The 15,906-nt window shown below is 70.2% G+C and carries 14 protein-coding genes and 1 pseudogene; 3 read left to right on the forward strand and 12 right to left on the reverse strand.

The annotated features are described in order from the left end of the window. Nucleotides 1-219: 219 nt before the first annotated feature. Nucleotides 220-420, forward strand: a pseudogene (locus tag IH68_RS58255) (pectate lyase); the annotation flags it as partial. A 6-nt stretch (nt 421-426) separates the two neighbouring features. Here the strand turns inward: IH68_RS58255 and IH68_RS0125175 are convergent. The 8 genes from IH68_RS0125175 to IH68_RS0125210 form a co-directional block, all read right to left on the reverse strand. Beyond that, nucleotides 427-903: a hypothetical protein gene (locus IH68_RS0125175; RefSeq protein ID WP_030939183.1), complete on the reverse strand. Its 477-nt coding sequence runs from the start codon at nt 901-903 to the stop codon at nt 427-429. Between the two features lie 173 nt (nt 904-1,076). Continuing rightward, nucleotides 1,077-1,946, reverse strand: a complete 870-nt coding sequence (locus IH68_RS0125180; protein ID WP_030939184.1) for a hypothetical protein — start codon at nt 1,944-1,946, stop codon at nt 1,077-1,079. Next, complete coding sequence (locus tag IH68_RS0125185; RefSeq protein WP_051833709.1) at nt 1,943-3,505, reverse strand: ATP-binding protein; 1,563 nt, start codon at nt 3,503-3,505, stop codon at nt 1,943-1,945. Before IH68_RS0125185 ends, IH68_RS0125180 begins: the two co-directional genes overlap by 4 nt. A 9-nt stretch (nt 3,506-3,514) precedes the next feature. Then, nucleotides 3,515-4,000, reverse strand: a complete 486-nt coding sequence (locus tag IH68_RS0125190) for a hypothetical protein (protein ID WP_030939188.1) — start codon at nt 3,998-4,000, stop codon at nt 3,515-3,517. Between the two features lie 86 nt (nt 4,001-4,086). Next, on the reverse strand, nt 4,087-5,538 hold the full coding sequence (locus IH68_RS0125195) for an AAA family ATPase (RefSeq protein ID WP_030939190.1): 1,452 nt from the start codon (nt 5,536-5,538) through the stop codon (nt 4,087-4,089). 129 nt (nt 5,539-5,667) lie between these two features. Further along, nucleotides 5,668-7,383 carry a methionine--tRNA ligase gene (gene metG, locus IH68_RS0125200; RefSeq protein ID WP_030939193.1) on the reverse strand — a complete coding sequence of 572 codons (1,716 nt, stop codon included), beginning with the start codon at nt 7,381-7,383 and terminating at the stop codon, nt 5,668-5,670. A gap of 173 nt (nt 7,384-7,556) precedes the next feature. After that, nucleotides 7,557-9,200 carry a VWA domain-containing protein gene (locus IH68_RS0125205; protein WP_030939195.1) on the reverse strand — a complete coding sequence of 548 codons (1,644 nt, stop codon included), beginning with the start codon at nt 9,198-9,200 and terminating at the stop codon, nt 7,557-7,559. Between the two features lie 117 nt (nt 9,201-9,317). Beyond that, nucleotides 9,318-10,250, reverse strand: a complete 933-nt coding sequence (locus IH68_RS0125210; RefSeq protein WP_030939197.1) for a LysR family transcriptional regulator — start codon at nt 10,248-10,250, stop codon at nt 9,318-9,320. Nucleotides 10,251-10,461: 211 nt separating this feature from the next. On the opposite strand from IH68_RS0125210, the gene snpA reads away from it, so the two are divergent. Then, nucleotides 10,462-11,148, forward strand: a complete 687-nt coding sequence (gene snpA / locus IH68_RS0125215; RefSeq protein WP_107057528.1) for a snapalysin — start codon at nt 10,462-10,464, stop codon at nt 11,146-11,148. A gap of 76 nt (nt 11,149-11,224) precedes the next feature. On the opposite strand, the gene IH68_RS0125220 is transcribed toward snpA, so the two are convergent. Next, the gene (locus IH68_RS0125220; protein ID WP_030939201.1) at nt 11,225-12,223 is read right to left on the reverse strand and encodes an endonuclease/exonuclease/phosphatase family protein; all 999 of its coding nucleotides are present in this window, start codon (nt 12,221-12,223) and stop codon (nt 11,225-11,227) included. Nucleotides 12,224-12,258: 35 nt separating this feature from the next. Beyond that, nucleotides 12,259-13,005: an alpha/beta fold hydrolase gene (locus IH68_RS0125225; protein ID WP_051833710.1), complete on the reverse strand. Its 747-nt coding sequence runs from the start codon at nt 13,003-13,005 to the stop codon at nt 12,259-12,261. 89 nt (nt 13,006-13,094) lie between these two features. Here IH68_RS0125225 and IH68_RS0125230 point away from each other — a divergent pair, with 89 nt between their 5' ends. Then, nucleotides 13,095-14,438, forward strand: coding sequence for a PLP-dependent aminotransferase family protein (locus IH68_RS0125230; protein ID WP_030939205.1), 1,344 nt, complete (start codon nt 13,095-13,097; stop codon nt 14,436-14,438). Here IH68_RS0125230 and IH68_RS0125235 read toward each other — a convergent pair. Next, nucleotides 14,344-15,273 carry a hypothetical protein gene (locus tag IH68_RS0125235; protein WP_030939207.1) on the reverse strand — a complete coding sequence of 310 codons (930 nt, stop codon included), beginning with the start codon at nt 15,271-15,273 and terminating at the stop codon, nt 14,344-14,346. The two genes, IH68_RS0125230 and IH68_RS0125235, sit on opposite strands and share 95 nt — an antisense overlap. 87 nt (nt 15,274-15,360) lie before the next feature. Continuing rightward, complete coding sequence (locus IH68_RS0125240; RefSeq protein ID WP_030939209.1) at nt 15,361-15,828, reverse strand: hypothetical protein; 468 nt, start codon at nt 15,826-15,828, stop codon at nt 15,361-15,363. Nucleotides 15,829-15,906 lie beyond the last annotated feature (78 nt).

Here is a 15,906-nt window from a genome sequence, read left to right on the forward strand (position 1 = left end):
AGGCGACGGGAAGACCCTCGGAACATCTTTCGCCGGACGCGGCAACTCCCTTGATTCCGGAGGCCACTTAGGTACGGAAGCTCGTTCACACGCTCGCCGCCGAGGACGGCTGGGCGGCCGCCGGTTCGGGCACGACAGGCGGCGCGAAGGCCGACTCCGCGCAGACCCCTCTGGCGTACGACCCCGCCACCTGCGGCCGCTCCCGCTCCGGCCTGCCGTAACGGCACCGGCTCCATCGCGGGCAGCGGCAACCTCGTCAACGGCACCACGACCGACCTCGTCGCCGCGTACAACGCCGCCTCGTCGAAGAAGATCAGGACGACGGTGAACTGGAAGCCGACGCTGACCGCGGGCCTGGAGCCGTCGGCGAAGAACCTGCTGACGGAGCTGGCGACGACCACGGGCGCCGGAGTGCTCTCCCAGCGCCTAGGTGTCGTACGAGCCGTCCCAGGGCGAGGCGAAGAACAGACGGTCCGGGTAGAGCTCGGCCCAGCTGCCCTCCTCGTCCTGGCCGGTCACCAGGCCGAACAGCACGCCGTCCACGGTGAGTTGGAACGGACGTATCGCGATGTCCGTGTAGGAGCGCCGGGGCAGGCTGCGCAGCAGCTTCGCCAGGTGCACCCGGGCGCGGGTGAGGACCGAGTCGCCTCCGTGCGGGTTGCGCTGCTGCTCGGCCCAGGTGCCGGCACACCAGATCTCCGAGTCGAGATACTCGCCCTCGGCATCGAAGGTGTGGAGCACCGCGTAGAGGCGTTTTTCGTTTTCCCAGCCGTCGTCCGGACGGTACCCGCGCGGAAAGGCGTACGTGACCGTGCCCAGGAACTGGCCGTCCGCGTAGCGGCCGATGGCCTCGGCCCGGCCGTGCGGTTCGTAGGAGATCGGTATGACCTCGGGGACTGCCATGGCGCACACCCTACGTATGTGGCGTGGCAATATCCCCCAGTCGCCGATGAGGACACCATTGGCCTCGCCGAAGATTCACGATACGGCGGCCGATCTCCACAGAACGCCACGAACCGGCGATCTACGGTTCCCTCCTTCAGCGGGGTGTTCGGCGTCGGTGGGGTGGCGGTCTTTCAGGGGCGGTTCAGCAGGTAGCCGGACACGGGACCGACGCGCTCGTCGTCCAGGTGGAGCGAGTCCGACCACATGCGTTGTGCGACCGGTTCCAGCAGAGACTGAATGCTGCACTCCCAGGCCTGGCACAACGCGCGCATGAAGTATCCGGGGATGGTTCCCGACACGCGCCACCACATCTTCTGCCAAGTCAATGTGGTGTGGTCGCGAGCGTGCTCGTAAGCCATGTCACGGTGCGAACCGTAAGGAAAGACATCCGACACCGGCGAGCCCGGATAGTTGTCGTACATGAAGGCCCAGTCGACGGGGATCTGCACCCGCTTTCCGGAGCGGGAATGGTAAACCTCCGGGGGCCTGGTGTTCATGGCCAGAGGGGATCCGCCGACCATGAAGACCTTGTCGTGCTGCACGGCCCAATCGGTGATGCCGGAGGGGCGGAGCACGCCCTGTGACGTGATGGCGAAGGCCACGTCCTCGGGGAGCGAGTTGAAGGCGTGGTACAGGGTGCTGGCCAGTTCCAGTTGCAGGTGGTCGTCGAACTGCCCTGTGCTGCGCAGCTGTTGTTCCTGAGTCCGTACCCATTCCCGTACCTGGTCCTGATCTACGGCCAGGGTGGCCCGGTCTCGTGACGCGCGACTGGGCTGTCCGGTGAGGTATCCGGCGAATGAGCGCGACCGGTCGGCCAGAAAGCCGCCAAGTGTCACGATTCCCCAGTTGCGGTGACCGTCCTCGTAGTACAGGTCGTTCCAGAGCGTGGCCAGCCCGATGCGAGCCCCCTTCTCGTCGCGCAGTTCGGTGGCCCGCGCGACGAAGTCGTCCCGCATCTGCAGACGTCGCTTCTCCTCGCCGACGCGCCAGTCGTCGGTCACGACAGGGTAGAGACGGTCGAAGACCTCGTCCGGCTCTCCGGTGGCCAGCGAGAACGGGGCCAGAACATCGCCTTCGGGGGAAGCCGGATCCCAGGTGTGGATGGGCACAGAGTGACCGAGAAGAAGCCGATGCCGAACCGACCGCTGGGGGTGAAGCCGCCGCCGGCCAGCCCGGGAAGGCGGTTGCGGATGTCGGGGGAGCTCCAGCTGCTGTTGCCGAAGTCGAGCAGGCCATGGATGAGGGTCTCCTCGTCCATGCCGACTCCGTTGTCACGTACCTCCAGGTACCAGGAGCCATCGATCTGGCTCAGCCGGATCTCGATACGTCCGTCGGGGAAGCCGGGCTGTAGTGCCTGGCGGGCGCGTACGGCGTCCTGGGCGTTCTGGATTAGTTCGCGTACCGCGGCCTCGGGGTCGTCCCCGTACAGCTGCTCGCCGCCCAGGCTCCTGACCAGGGCGGGTATGTCGGACACCTTGACCGTCGCGTCGATGGGGCGCCAGCCCTGAGCGGGGAAGTGATCGGCGAAGCGCTCCGGAGAGTCGACCCCGGCGACGGCGCGGGCCGCGAGCCGCTTCAGTCCGAGGTCGTGCAGGAGGGCATCGACGGCTTTCAACTCCTGGTCGATGCCACGCAGATAATCGAGGGCCAGCCACCAGGAAGGCGCGTCCTCCGGGAGAAAGGGCCGTGCCGAGCTGTAGGTGACTCGGTCGCCGTTCAGGTCCGGCCGACTGACGTGGGTCTGGAAGCGCCAGTGCTCGCGGGAGAGACCCTGGGGGTTGCGCAGCGCGAACAACAGGGTCGGGGCACGCCTGCCGTCGATCTGGGTCACGTCGGCCAGCCGCAGGATGCAGGCCAGTTTGAGCTGGTCGATGGTCCAGTCGCGTGGCTGCCACGGCCATGAGCCCGACTCACGGCGGAACTCACCGGCGAGCCGGTCCACCGGCCACCAGTGGCTCGCCGCCAGATTGCCGATCAGCGGACCGTACGCCTCCCGCAACAGGACGTCCTCCATGAGGCGGATCTCATGGCCCGTGCTCGACCGCCACGACTGGTCCACCAGCCGACGGGCCTGCTCCGCGTGTGATTCGCGGATGGCGGCGGCCCGACACGCGGCGGCGATCTCGGCGGGAGGATCGTCGAGTTGCTCCTGGTCCTGCCAGCATCCCTTCTGGTGGTAGTAGGCCACCGACAGAAGGTCACGCCACCGCTCCTCTCCGAGAGAGTCGGGAACGCTCCTGCCGTACGCGGCCTCGCCCATCGCGGCGTCGTGGAACACGAAGGCGCAGCCCAGCACATAGGCCTCCGCGGGATTCAGTTTCACCGCGTTGCCACAGACGAGATCGGCGGTCTCCCACAGGGCGTCCACGTGAGTGATGTCGTGGACGGTGAAGTCGGGCATGCTGCGCGCGTTCTCCTGAAGGAGCACGGCCGCCTTCTTCCGCAGCTCCACGTACGACGAACGCAGTCGCTCCCGCTGTTCGGCCTGCGGGTCGTCACCCGACCGCGTGGCGAGGGTTTTCTGCCGCAGAGACGTGCTGGTGTAGTCGTGCTCGGGCACTGGGGACGATCACCTCATAGCCGGCAGGAGGAACAAGGCGGCGATCAACCACATGGTGATCACCGAGACGAGAACGAACAGCAGCACGTAAGTCTCGTACCAGCGAAGGAAGTTGCCCGGCCGTGGACGCTTCCGAAATGCCGGGCCGACGAACTCGTCGGTGATGTCGCACTCTTCGTTGCGATAGTCGAGCCAGTTCATCGCCCCGACCACGATCAGGGTGCTGGTGAAGGCGGCGACGACCGTCACCAGGACGAGTAGCCCGATCACTCCACCGCGCGCGGTGTCCGGTGTCAGGTCCCACTTCTGGTAGCCGACGAAGAGGAGCAGGGCCGCGCTGACCAGTGCGGTGGCGAGGGTCTGGTAGAGGGTGAGGAAGCGGTGCGCGTTCTCGTTCACCGCGTGGATCTGCTGCAGGATGTACCGGTACCGCTCCAGCGCGAACTCATTGCGAACCGAAGCCGTTTCCGGCCTGGTCTCTCCCGGTGCCGCCATCGCCCCCCACCCGTCCGACTCAGCAGCATAGGTAACTCACCTTTGCCCCGCTGCGGTTTTGACCAACCCCCGTCGGCCGGCAGGTGTCACGGCTGCCATGCGGAGACCACATCCTGTGGCCCCCACACCAGTCCGACTCCGCCGGACGCCACCGCGGCCGTCGTGCCGGACAGGGACACGACGGCCAGGTTTGCCACGTTCGAGGAGAAGCCGGGGATCTCGGCGGCGCCCTCCACCAGGGCGGCCAGGTCGTGCTGGTCGAAGGGGGAGGCGAGCCACTTCACGGAGCCCGCGAAGAAGACGGTCCCGGCCACCGGGACGCGGTCGGCGCCGACGAGGTCGATCTCGGGTGTGAACCGGCGGTTCCACCAGCCGCCGACCACGTCCGTCTCGGGCCAGGGGAAGTCGCCGGAGGCGGCGGCCAGTTCCAGGGCCTGGCGGATCAGAGGTTCGACCGCCCGGCCCCGCCAGGCGGCCCAGCGACGCTCGACAACCCGGTATGCGGCCTCGGGGCGGCCACGTCGGGACAACTCGTGCGCGGAGCGCAGGGCAGCGAGGTAGAGGCGCAGGTTGCTGTCGGCGACGCGGTAGAGGGCGGGTTTGCCGGGCTTGGTCGAGAGGGGGGCCTCCGAGGCGAGGACGTGCTTCTCGTCGGTGAGGCGGCGCAGCAGGGGGGAGAGTATCCCGGAGGGCAGCGCCCCGCTCTGACTCCCCGCCGTCGCCGCGATGTTGGCGTGCGTACGATCGCCGCTGCCGACCGCCTCAAGGACTCGGCGAGCCTGGTCCGGTGCCGGGAACTCGGCGAGCAGGGTCGCCTCCGGCACGCCGAACAGAGGCGAGGCCGGGTCGGCGCACTCGGATCTGATGAAGTCCAGCGCCGGGGTGCCGCGCGGCCAGGTACGCAGAATCCCCGGCAGGCCACCGGAGACGAGGTGTGCGTCGATGGCGTCGGCCGCATCCAGCCCCAGAGCGTTGCCTGTCTCCGCTGGATTCAGCGGCCCGAGGACGAAGTTGTCGGCGCGTCCGTAGAAGGGGCGGTCGTACGCCGTGAACCTTTCCATCATGTGCAGATCGCTGCCGAGCAGGAGCAGCAATACCGGACGGCTGGACAGCAACCGGTCCCAGGCGGTCTGCAGCGCGCCGTCGAACACGGGGTCCTGTTCGGCGAGCCAGGGGAGTTCGTCGAGTACGACGATGCTGGGAGCGTCGGGTAGCAGTGCGGCGAGGGTACGGAAGGCGTCGGGCCAGTTGGCGGGGGCCGTTCCGGGCACGAGTTCCGGGTCGGCGGGGAGCGAGGACTCACGCAGCTCCACCATGAAGTCCGCGATGCCTTCCAAGGGCGATGCCCCCTTGATCGCGGTGTAGAAGACGTATGGTCGGCCCGAGCGGTCGCAGAACTCTTGCACGAGCCGAGACTTCCCCACCTGTCGCCGCCCTCTTATGGCGACCGAGGCACCGGTGCCGTCGGCAGTGACGCGATCGAGGCGTTTACGGAGGAGGGCCAGCTCGCTCTCGCGGCCTACGAAGGGAGAGGGCATCGCCGGGGTCTCCGAGTTTATGTAGATTTCTTCTATGTAGATCTGGTCTACCTTACATCCCGGCTGCTCGGTGGCGCCACGAAGAGGGCCCGGAACCGTTCGGTCCCGGGCCCTTCTGATCTTGTGTGGTTACGCGGGCTCGCCGCCGAAGCGCTCCTTGTACGTCTCCAGGTCCTCGTCCGTCAGCTTGGCGAACAGGACCGGCGGGACGGTGAAGGGCGTGCCCGCGGGGACGGCGGTCAGGGACTTCGCCTCGGTCGGGGAGACCCAGGTCGCGGTGTCACCGGAGAGGTCGAAGGCCTCGCGCATGGCGGCCGACGTCGTCGGGATGAACGGCTGCGAGACCACCGCGTAGAGGTGGATCAGGTTCATCGCCGTGCGCAGGGTCAGGGCCGCGCCGTCCTTGTTGGTCTTGATCTCCAGCCAGGGGGCCTTCTCCTCCAGGTAGGAGTTGCCCGCGGACCACAGGGCGCGCAGGGCCGCGGCCGCCTTGCGGAACTGGAGGGACTCGAGCTGCGACTCGTACTCGGCGAGGAGTTCCGCGATCTGCTCGCCCAGCTTCCGCTCCGCCTCCCCCGGCTCGCCGCCCGCCGGGACCTCCTCGCCGAAGCGCTTCTTGGAGAACGACAGGACGCGGTTGACGAAGTTGCCGAGGGTGTCCGCCAGGTCCTTGTTCACCGTGGCCGTGAAGTGCTCCCAGGTGAAGGACGAGTCGTCCGACTCGGGGGCGTTGGCGATCAGGAAGTAGCGCCAGTAGTCCGCCGGGAGGATGTCCAGGGCCTGGTCGGTGAAGACGCCCCGCTTCTGGGAGGTGGAGAACTTCCCGCCGTAGTACGTCAGCCAGTTGAAGGCCTTGACGTAGTCGACCTTCTTCCACGGCTCGCGGACGCCGAGCTCGGTGGCCGGGAACATGACGGTGTGGAAGGGGACGTTGTCCTTCGCCATGAACTCCGTGTAGCGGACGTCGGTGTCGACGTCGTACCACCACGACTTCCAGTCGCGGTTCTCCGGGTCGAGGTCCGACCACTCCTTCGTCGCGCCGATGTACTCGATCGGGGCGTCGAACCAGACGTAGAAGACCTTGCCCTCCGCGGCCAGCTCCGGCCAGGTGTCGGCCGGGACCGGGACGCCCCAGTCCAGGTCGCGAGTGATCGCGCGGTCGTGCAGGCCCTCGGTCAGCCACTTGTGGGCGATGGAGGAGGCCAGCTGCGGCCAGTCCTTGTCGTGGCGGGCCACCCACTCGCGCACCTCGTTCTCCAGCTTGGACTGGAGGAGGAAGAGGTGCTTCGTCTCACGGACCTCCAGGTCCGTGGAGCCGGAGATCGCCGAGCGCGGGTTGATCAGGTCGGTCGGGTCCAGTACGCGCGTGCAGTTCTCGCACTGGTCGCCGCGGGCCTTGTCGTAGCCGCAGTGGGGGCAGGTGCCCTCGACATAGCGGTCCGGCAGGAAGCGGCCGTCGGCGGGGCTGTAGACCTGGCGGATCGCCCGCTCCTCGATGAAGCCGTTCTCGTTGAGGCGGCGGGCGAAGTGCTGGGTGATCTCGACGTTCTGCGGGGAGGAGCTGCGGCCGAAGTAGTCGAAGTCGAGGGCGAAGCCGTCGTAGACCGCCTTCTGGGCGTCGTGTGCCTGGGCGCAGAAGTCCGCTACCGGGATGCCCTGCTCCTTCGCCGCGAGCTCGGCCGGGGTGCCGTGTTCGTCGGTCGCGCAGATGTACAGGACGTCGTGGCCGCGCTGGCGGAGGTACCGGGAGTACACGTCCGCCGGGAGCATGGACCCCACCATGTTGCCCAGGTGCTTGATTCCGTTGATGTACGGAAGGGCGCTGGTGATGAGGTGTCGAGCCATCGGGGGCTGCTCCCAGGTCGGATTTCGGGTTCTCGGTTCTTTGCGAACCTTGAAATCGTAGCCGACATGGGTGGGCCGCCCGCTTCCCGTTTTACGGGGTGGGAAGGGGCGGCCCGGGTGATCTCTCGGTGGTGATCTATTGGTGGGGATCCATTCGGCGGCGATCTACGGGATCACGGGCGCCAGTCGATCAGCACGCCGTCGTAGAGCTCCGCGTCCGTGAGCTCCAGGGGGGTGGGGCCCGCGTGGAAGAAGGCCGTGTTGTCGGTCTTCAGTTTGCGGAGGTAGTCGAAGGCCTTGTTGTCGTGGTCGCCGAACGCGACGAAGGAGAAGAACACCGAGGGGTGGGTCTTCGCGGCGTCGGTGAGGGCCTGGGTGGCGGGGGTCTTCGCGTCCGGGGCGCCGTCCGTCTGGAAGACCACCAGGGCGGGGGTCTTCGCGTCGGGGGTGTTCGCGTCGTAGTGGGCCAGTACGGCTTCCACGGCGGCGTGGTAGCTGGTACGGCCCATGCGGCCGAGGCCGGCGTGGGCGTCGTCGATGGCGGTCTCGGGGGAGGCCGGGGTGAGGTCGGTGGTGCCGTCGACCTCCGTGGAGAAGAAGACGACGTGGACGGAGGCGTTCTCGCTGCCCGCGGGGTCCAGGTGCTCGGCGAGGGCGAGGGTCTGGTCGGCGAGGGCCTGGGCGGAGCCGTCCTTGTAGTACGGGCGCATGCTCGCGGAGCGGTCGAGTACGAGGTAGACCTTGGCGCGGGCGGTGGTGAGGCCGGCCTTCGCCAGGGCGGTGGCCGGGGCGTCGGCCTCCGGCGCGGCCGCGGGGGCTACGGGCTCGGGGGTGTGCTGCGGCTCCTCGGCTTGCGCCGTCGGTTCGGGCTGCGACTCGGCCTCTGGCTGCGCCTTGGCCTCTGGCTGCGCCTCGGCCGCGGGTTCGGCTTGCGCCTCGGCTTCGCCTTCGGCATCGGTGTTCCCACCCGCACCGCCCGTGCCGCTTTCGTTGTCGACTGCGGGTGGCCCCTGTGGGGCTTCCTCGCCGTCGGCGGCCGTGGGCTCGTCCGCCTCGGCCGCGGCGGTCACGGGCTCTTCGGCCTCAGCGACCGGCGCGGGCTCGGGGACCTCGGCTTCCGCCGTCGGTGCGGGGTCCGCCTCGGCTTCGCCTTCGGCGGAGTCGTTCCCACCCGCACCACCCGTGCTGCTTTCGATGTCGACTGCGGGTGGCCCCTGCGGGGCTTCCTCGCCGTCGGCGGCCGCGGGCTCGTCCGCCTCGGCCGCGGCGGCCACCGGCTCCGGGGTCTGCTCGGGCTCCGGCTCAGTCTCGGCGACCGGCTCGGGCTCCGGTTCGGGCTCGGTGACCGGTTCGGGCTCGGTGACCGGCTCGGGCTCCGGTTCGGTCTCGGCGACCGGTTCGGTCTCGGTGACCGGCTCGGGCTCGGTGACCGGCTCGGGCTCCGGCTCGGTCTCCGCGATCGGCTCGGGCTCCTGGGCTGTCTCTGTCGTTGGCTTCGGCTCGGTGGGAGCTTCAGTTGTGGCCGGTTCCGGGCTGTCCTCGGGCTTCGTAGGTGCCGTGTCCAGAGGCTCCGACGGCCTCGGTACCGTCACGTTGTCGAAGGCCGCCGAGACCAGGTCGTGTTCGTCCTGGTCCTCACGGGACGACGAGCGCGGTTCCGGGACCTGCGCAGATGGTGTCGGCTGCGGCTCGGGGGAGGGTGCCGGGACCGTCGGTTCCGGAGTGTGCGAAGGGGTGAGGTCCGCACCCTCTGCTTCGGCGGCACGCCCCTTGCGTGACCTGCCGAACGCGTTCCGCAGGAGAGTGAGAATGCCCATGTTCGCAACCCTTCGCGTGAGTTGATCCCGTCAATCCCTGGCCAGGACGGACACGTAAGGTTAGCGGCCCCAGATGGTGATCTTGGGCAGGGCCAAGGGACAGTACGGCCACTCGTGTCAACCACGCGTCAACGGGGACGCCTCGTGTTCCAGCCACTCCCGGTACGCCGGTGCCTGTCGGGCCGACTCCCAGTACGCCTCCTCCAGTGCGGGCAGGGCGCCGTCCAGGTCGGTCTCCGTGCGGGCCGCCAGCAGGAGGCGTACACCGAGCGGGTCGCCCTGGAGGCGGCGTACCGCCATGTCGGGATGCGAGACGGCGGTCGGCTGGCAGACGGTGACCACCTCGCCGGTCGCCACCAGGGCGGCGGCCGTGTGGTAGTCGCCGTGCAGGACGTGCGGGTTGATGCCCGCCGTGCGGAACATGCGCTGGACCGCGTCCCATTCGCCGTCCACTGTCGGATCGATCATCCAGCGGTCGGTTGCCAGGTCGGAGAGGTGGACCACGGGGTGCGCCGTTGCGGGGTGGTCGGCCGCGAGGTAGACGAACTGGGGTTCGCGTTCGACCAGGGTGCGCAGGTGGAGGCCCTCGGGGATGCGCAAGGGGCTGCCCTCGACCTCGTGCACGAAGGCGACGTCCAGTTGGCCGTCGGCGACCATGCGGAGAAGAGCGTTGGGGGAGACGTTCATGTGGAGGGTGGGGTCCTGGCCGCGGGTGCGCAGGCGGCGGAGCCAGCCCGCCAGGGCCTTGCTCGCGGTGGAGCCGACGCGCAGTTCGGGGCCCCCGGCGGCCGCGGCTCGCGCCTCGCTGACCAGGGAGCGCATTTCGGCCACCAGCGGGCGGGCGCGGCTCAGTACCAGGCTGCCCAGAGGGGTGGGCCGGCAGCCGGTGCGGGCGCGGACGAACAGGGTGCCGCCCAGCTCCTGCTCGATACGGCGCAGCTGGGTGCTCAACGACGGCTGGGCGACGCCAAGTTGGCGGGCGGCGCGGTGCAGACTGCCGGTGTCGGCTATGGCGCACAGCGCGCGGAGGTGCCTCACCTCTAGGTTCATGCCCTCGGAGCGTAAAGCGGAACCCAAGGTTTCACCAGCCTCATAAATCACTCCCGCGGGACGGGAATTGGGTGTTTCGGTGCGTGGTGATACGGGCGTGCTATCGGCGGTTGCCATCATCACAGCCGTTCCACAGGGGCCGAAACTCAGCTTCGACGACTCACCCCCCACCTAGGAGTCATCGATGCGCAAGCGCACCTCTGTGTCTGTCATGCCCATATCCACCCGGGCGGTGGCCGCCCTCGGCCTCAGCCTCGCGGTCGTCGGCCTGGGTACGGCGGTTCCGGCCGCCGCGGCCCCGGCTCCCGCCCCCTACTCCGGCTACACCGGCTCGTCCGCGGAGGCCTGGGCCAACCAGGCCTTCTTCCAGGCCGTCCTCAGGTCGGTCGCCGAGAAGCGGGCCGCCCACCCGAACAGCGCGGCCGCCGTCACGGTCACCTACGACGCCTCCGCGGCGCCCACGTTCAGCGCCGAGATAGCCCGCAGCGCCCAGATCTGGAACGGCGCGGTGTCGAACGTGAAGCTCCAGGCGGGCTCCTCGGGCGCCGACTTCAGCTACCGCGAGGGCAACGACTCCCGCGGCTCGTACGCCTCCACCGACGGCCACGGCGGCGGCTATGTCTTCCTCGACTACGCGCAGAACAAGGAGTACGACTCCACCCGCGTCACCGCCCACGAGACCGGCCATGTCCTCGGTCTGCCCGACCACTACGAGGGGCCGTGCAGCGAGCTGATGTCGGGCGGCGGCCCGGGCCCGTCCTGCACGAACACCAACCCGGACGCCAATGAGCGCGCCAAGGTCGACCAGCTGTGGGCCAACGGCTTCCGGGCCGCGCTGGACAAGGCCATGAGCGGCAAGTCCCTGAGCGACAAGTCCCTGCACAAGAGCACGCGTTAGCCGCCACTCCCCACACGGTGCGGCCGCCCTTCTGCACAGGGCGGCCGCACCCACCTGTGCTCCGGGCACGGTCGGATCATCCGCGCCGGTGCAGCGTGACGTCCACCAGCAGCGCGCGGTGGTCGGTGTCGGCCAGGTCCAGGAAGCGGGCGCTGCTCGCCGAGAAGTCCCGGGAGACGAGCACATGGTCGATCTGGGCGCCGAACGTCGGGGCCGTGCGGGCGGGCCAGCTGGGTGTGCGGGCGTGGCCCGCGAGCCGGGCGGCGTCGCGCATACCGGCGTCGAGGATGCGGCGGAAGGCCGCGTGGTCCTGGGAGGCGTTGAAGTCGCCGGCCAGGACCATGGGCGTACGGACGGCGGCAGCAGCGTCCCGCAGCCGCCCGAGCTCCCGGCGCCAGAGGCCGACCTGGCCGGGCAGCGGCGGCATGGGGTGCGCCAGCTGAAGCCGTACGGCATGCCCGCGCACGTCGGCGACGGCACCGGGCATGCCCATGGTCCCGGTCACGCCCGCCGTGACCTTGAGCGGGAAGCGGCTGAGGATGATCGAGCCGCGGCTGCCGCCGGCCGCCACGGCCTGCCGGTACGGGTAGTCGGCGCCGAAGTCCTGCTTCAGCCGGGCCTGGCAGGTGTACTCGCACTCCTCCACGAACACGATGTCCGGCTTGTGGCGCCGGATCTCGGGGAGGAGGGAGCCCGTCCCGCGGCCGAACTCGACGTTCGAGGTCAGCACCCTGAACTCGGCGACGGGGGTGCCGCCGGGCTCGTCCGTCTTCCCGTACGGCTCGATGAACCACGCCAGCAGCCCGAGGACGACGAGCGCCCAGACCATGACGAGGCGCCGGCGGCCGAGCAGCGCGAGGAGAAGGGCCAGCCCGGTGGGGGCGAGCAGCCAGGGCAGGAAGGCGAGGACCTGGGGGACCGGGGTGAAGCCGTCGCCGTCGGCGGCCCGGCAGCCGACGACCACGCTCACTGCGGCCAGCAGCAGCCCCGCGCACCAGGCCGCGAAGCGCCGCCCGCCCCGCCGTACCGGCTCGTCCTCACGCGCAGCGGTCCACTCGGCAGCCGCAGTGTCCAAGGCCGGGCCCTCCGCTCACGAGTGGGATGCCCGAATCATCCCCCGGCGGAGTCGATGCGCACCAGGAAACTCTCCAGTGCCTCGTTGAACTCCTTCGGCCGCTCCAGGTTCGGCATGTGGGCCGTGCCCTCGATGACGTGGAGCGTCGAGTCGGGGAGCGCCGTGTGCATCGCCTCCGCGTCGGCGACCGGGGTGTAGGTGTCGTCGGCGCCCACGACCACCAGGGCCGGGACCGTGACGGTGGTGAGCAGCTCGCGGTAGTCGGGGCGGGCGGCGCGGGCGCGCAGGGCCGCCGCGGCGGACTCCGGGCGGGTGGCCGTCATCATGCGGTGCACATGCGCCTTGACCTCGGCGGAGGCGTACGGCGCGACCATCTTCTCCAGCACCTCGTCGGCGTAGCCGCGCATGCCCTCCCGCAGCAGGCGCTCCGCCATGGCGTGACGGACCTCGACGCCCTCGGGTGTCTCCGCCGCCGGGAAGGTGTCGGCGAGGACCAGACCGCGGACGCGGCCGGGGAACTGCCGGTAGAAGTCCATGACGATCTGGCCGCCCATGGAGAGACCGACGAGCACGCAAGACTCCACCCTCAGCTCGTCCAGCAGCGCCGCGAGGTCCTGCGCGAACTGCTCGAAGTGCGTGACCTCGGGCGACGAGGGGGTGGCGCCGTAGCCGCGCAGGTCGGGGGAGATCACCCGGCGGGAGCCGGAGAACGCCTCCCGCTGCGGGTTCCACATCGTGTGGTCGAAGGGGTGGCCGTGGACGAGGACCAGCGGAAATGGCATGACCTCGACCCTAGGGCGGCCCAACTCCTCAGTGCAATAAGATCTTTGCCCTCGGTGCAATGCCGACAGCAGCAACAACAGGGGGCCTCGTGGACGCGTACCGGCGGATAGCCGACCGCATAGCCGAAGACATCACCGCCGGACGGCTCCGGCCGGGCGAACGGCTGCCTCCGCAGCGGAAGTTCGCCAGGCGGCACGGGATCGCGGCCTCCACGGCGGAGCGGGCGTACGGCGAGCTGGTGCGGCGGGGGCTGGTCGTCGGCGAGGTCGGCCGGGGCACCTTCGTACGGGCCGCCCGGACCGGACCTGCCGGGCGTGCACTCACCGAACCGGCGACCGCTGCCCCGGTGAACATGGAGCTCAACTACCCTTCCGCGCCCGGCCAGTCGGAGCTGCTCGCCCCCGCCCTCGCGCCGATGCTGCGCCCCGACGTCCTCACCGAGGCCCTGCGCCCGGCACCCGCCGCCGGGACCGTGCAGGCCCGCGAGGCGGTGGCGGCCCTGCTCGCCACCCCCGGCTGGCGCCCGGCCCCCGACCGGCTGCTCTTCACCGGCAACGCCCGCCAGGCCATCGCCGCCGCCCTCGCCTCCCTCGTCCGGCCGGGCGGCCGTGTGGGGGTCGAGGAGCTGACGTATCCGCTGGTCAAGGAGATCGCGGGCAGGCTGGGCGTCCGGCTGGTCCCGCTGGACACGGACGAGGGCGGGCTGCGTCCGGAGTCGGTGGCGGCAGCCCACCGGGCCGCTCCCCTGTCGGCGCTGTACGTCCAGCCGACCCTGCACAACCCCACGTCCGTGACGACGGGCGAGGCACGACGGCGCCAACTCGCCGAGACTGTTGCGGACTTGGACATCCCCGTCGTGGAGGACCGCATCTGGTCCTTCCTCACGGACCCGGCCGAGGCCGCCGACCCCCTCGCCGCGTACGCCCCTCACCTCACGCATGTCGTCGACGGCCTCTCCAAGCGGGTCGCACCCGGGCTCACGGCCGGCTTTCTCGTCGTACCGGCGCATCGCGTGGAGGCGGTGGCGACGGCCGTGCGGTCCGGGGGGTGGAGCGCCGGGCGGTTCGCGCTGGAGGCGGGGGTGCGGTGGATCGGGGACGGCACGGTGGAGCGGCTGGTGGCGGCGAAGCGGGAGGATGCGGCGCGCAGGCAGCAGCTGGTCGCCGAGCACCTGGAGGGGTTTCGGGTGCGGTGCGATCCGCGGGCCTATTTCGCCTGGTGGGAGCTGCCTGCGCCGTGGCGGGCGGACACGTTTACGGCGGCGGCGGCCGCGCACGGGGTCGCCGTCACGCCGGGGACCGCCTTTGTGGTCGACCCGAAGCGGACCCCGGAGTCGGTCAGGCTTGGTCTGGCGTCGGCTGCCGTGCCTGATCTGGAGCGGGCTCTGGGGGTGCTTGCCGACGTCGTACGAGACGGCCCCGGCGTCCGGTGAGCCAAGCGGCCAGGGCCACCGTCAGGCCCAGGGCGATCAGCAGCCAGCACGCCTGGCGGAGGGTTGCCGTGAGGGCGTCGTAGACGGCGCCCGCGGCCGGCTGCTGGGTCTCGTCGGGGAGGTCGGCGAGGGTGAGGCGGCGGCCGATCGTGACGGCCAGGGCGAGCAGCGCGCCGCCGAGCGCCGTGCCGAGCGCGGTCGCGGTGACCGCGCGGCGGCGGCAGGCGGCGACGGCGATCCCGGTCACGGCGAAGACGACGGACGCCACGGGCAGCCAGAAACCGGCGACTTCCAGCACGTGGAATCCCTTCCGGAGACGGTCCAGTTCCTGGGCCGGGAGTACCGAGACCTCGGTGTGCTCGACCGGGATGCGGTTCGCGAACGGGACATGGTCCACGGCGAGTTGACGCTTGACCTGGGCGGTGACGGGGGCGAGGTCGACGGTGACGTCGCCGTCGCTCTCGTCGTGCAGGGCGCGCAGCACCGCGTCGTGGACCGCCCGGTTCCCGGAGTCCCAGGCCAGACGGAAGGCCTCGGTACCGGTGAAGGAGTGCACCGCGTCGTGCACGAAGGGGCGCACGGTGCCCCGCAGCGGCCGTACGTCCCCCCGGTCGTCGACCTGCTCCATGATCCCGGCGCCGACGGTGTCCGCGACCGCGTCCCGCACCGCGGGATCCCCGGCCAGCGGCGCCATCGTCGTGACGTAGCGGCTCGTGTCGGCCAGGTCGTACGCCGCCCAGGCCGCGAGCGTGCCGCACGGCGCCAGCAGACACGCGAGGGCGATCAGTGCCGCCGACAGGGCGTGCCGCAGGCGCTCGGATCGCTTGGGGGCCACCTCTCCAGGCAACGGCCCGGGGGCCGGGTCCGCGAGCGGGGCGCCTCCATATGGGTTCCGTTCGGGTGCGCCGCACCCTGGGGCCGGTCAGCGGATGCGGTTGCCGACGGCGTCCTCCCGCGTGTAGTAGCGGTAGAAGAACACCAGGAAGATGCCCGCCGTGACGACCACGCCCAGGGCCACCGAGCGGTAGACCGACTCGCCGGTCTGGCTGTAGAGGAAGGCGACCGCGGCGCCCGCGAAGCCGGACTTCACCAGTGAGTGCAGTTCACGCTTGAGCAGCGGTGCGAACGTCGCGACGGCGATGCACAGCACGATGAACACGGCCGCCGTGACGAAGCCGAACAGGATGTTCCAGCCGGTGATGTCGCCGCCGCCGCGCCGGTTTGCCGCGGCCCAGAAGCCGTAGACGAGCCCGAGGGCCACGGGGATCCCGTACCGGCCCACGGTGTGGACCCGCTCGTCGAACAGGTCGGGTGTGCGAGTGGGCCGGGCCGCGCGGTTCAGCCTGACCTTGCCCATCATTCCGCCGGACGTGGGTGCCGCTTGAGCCATGAGAGCACTCCTCTCTCTCCTCGCCCCTGCCTACCAGAGCACACCTGGAGGCAGGGCCTGGCAAGTCGGTGGGCGGGG

This window comes from Streptomyces sp. NRRL S-646 (assembly GCF_000720765.1).
In the GTDB taxonomy this organism is placed as follows: Bacteria; Actinomycetota; Actinomycetes; order Streptomycetales; family Streptomycetaceae; genus Streptomyces.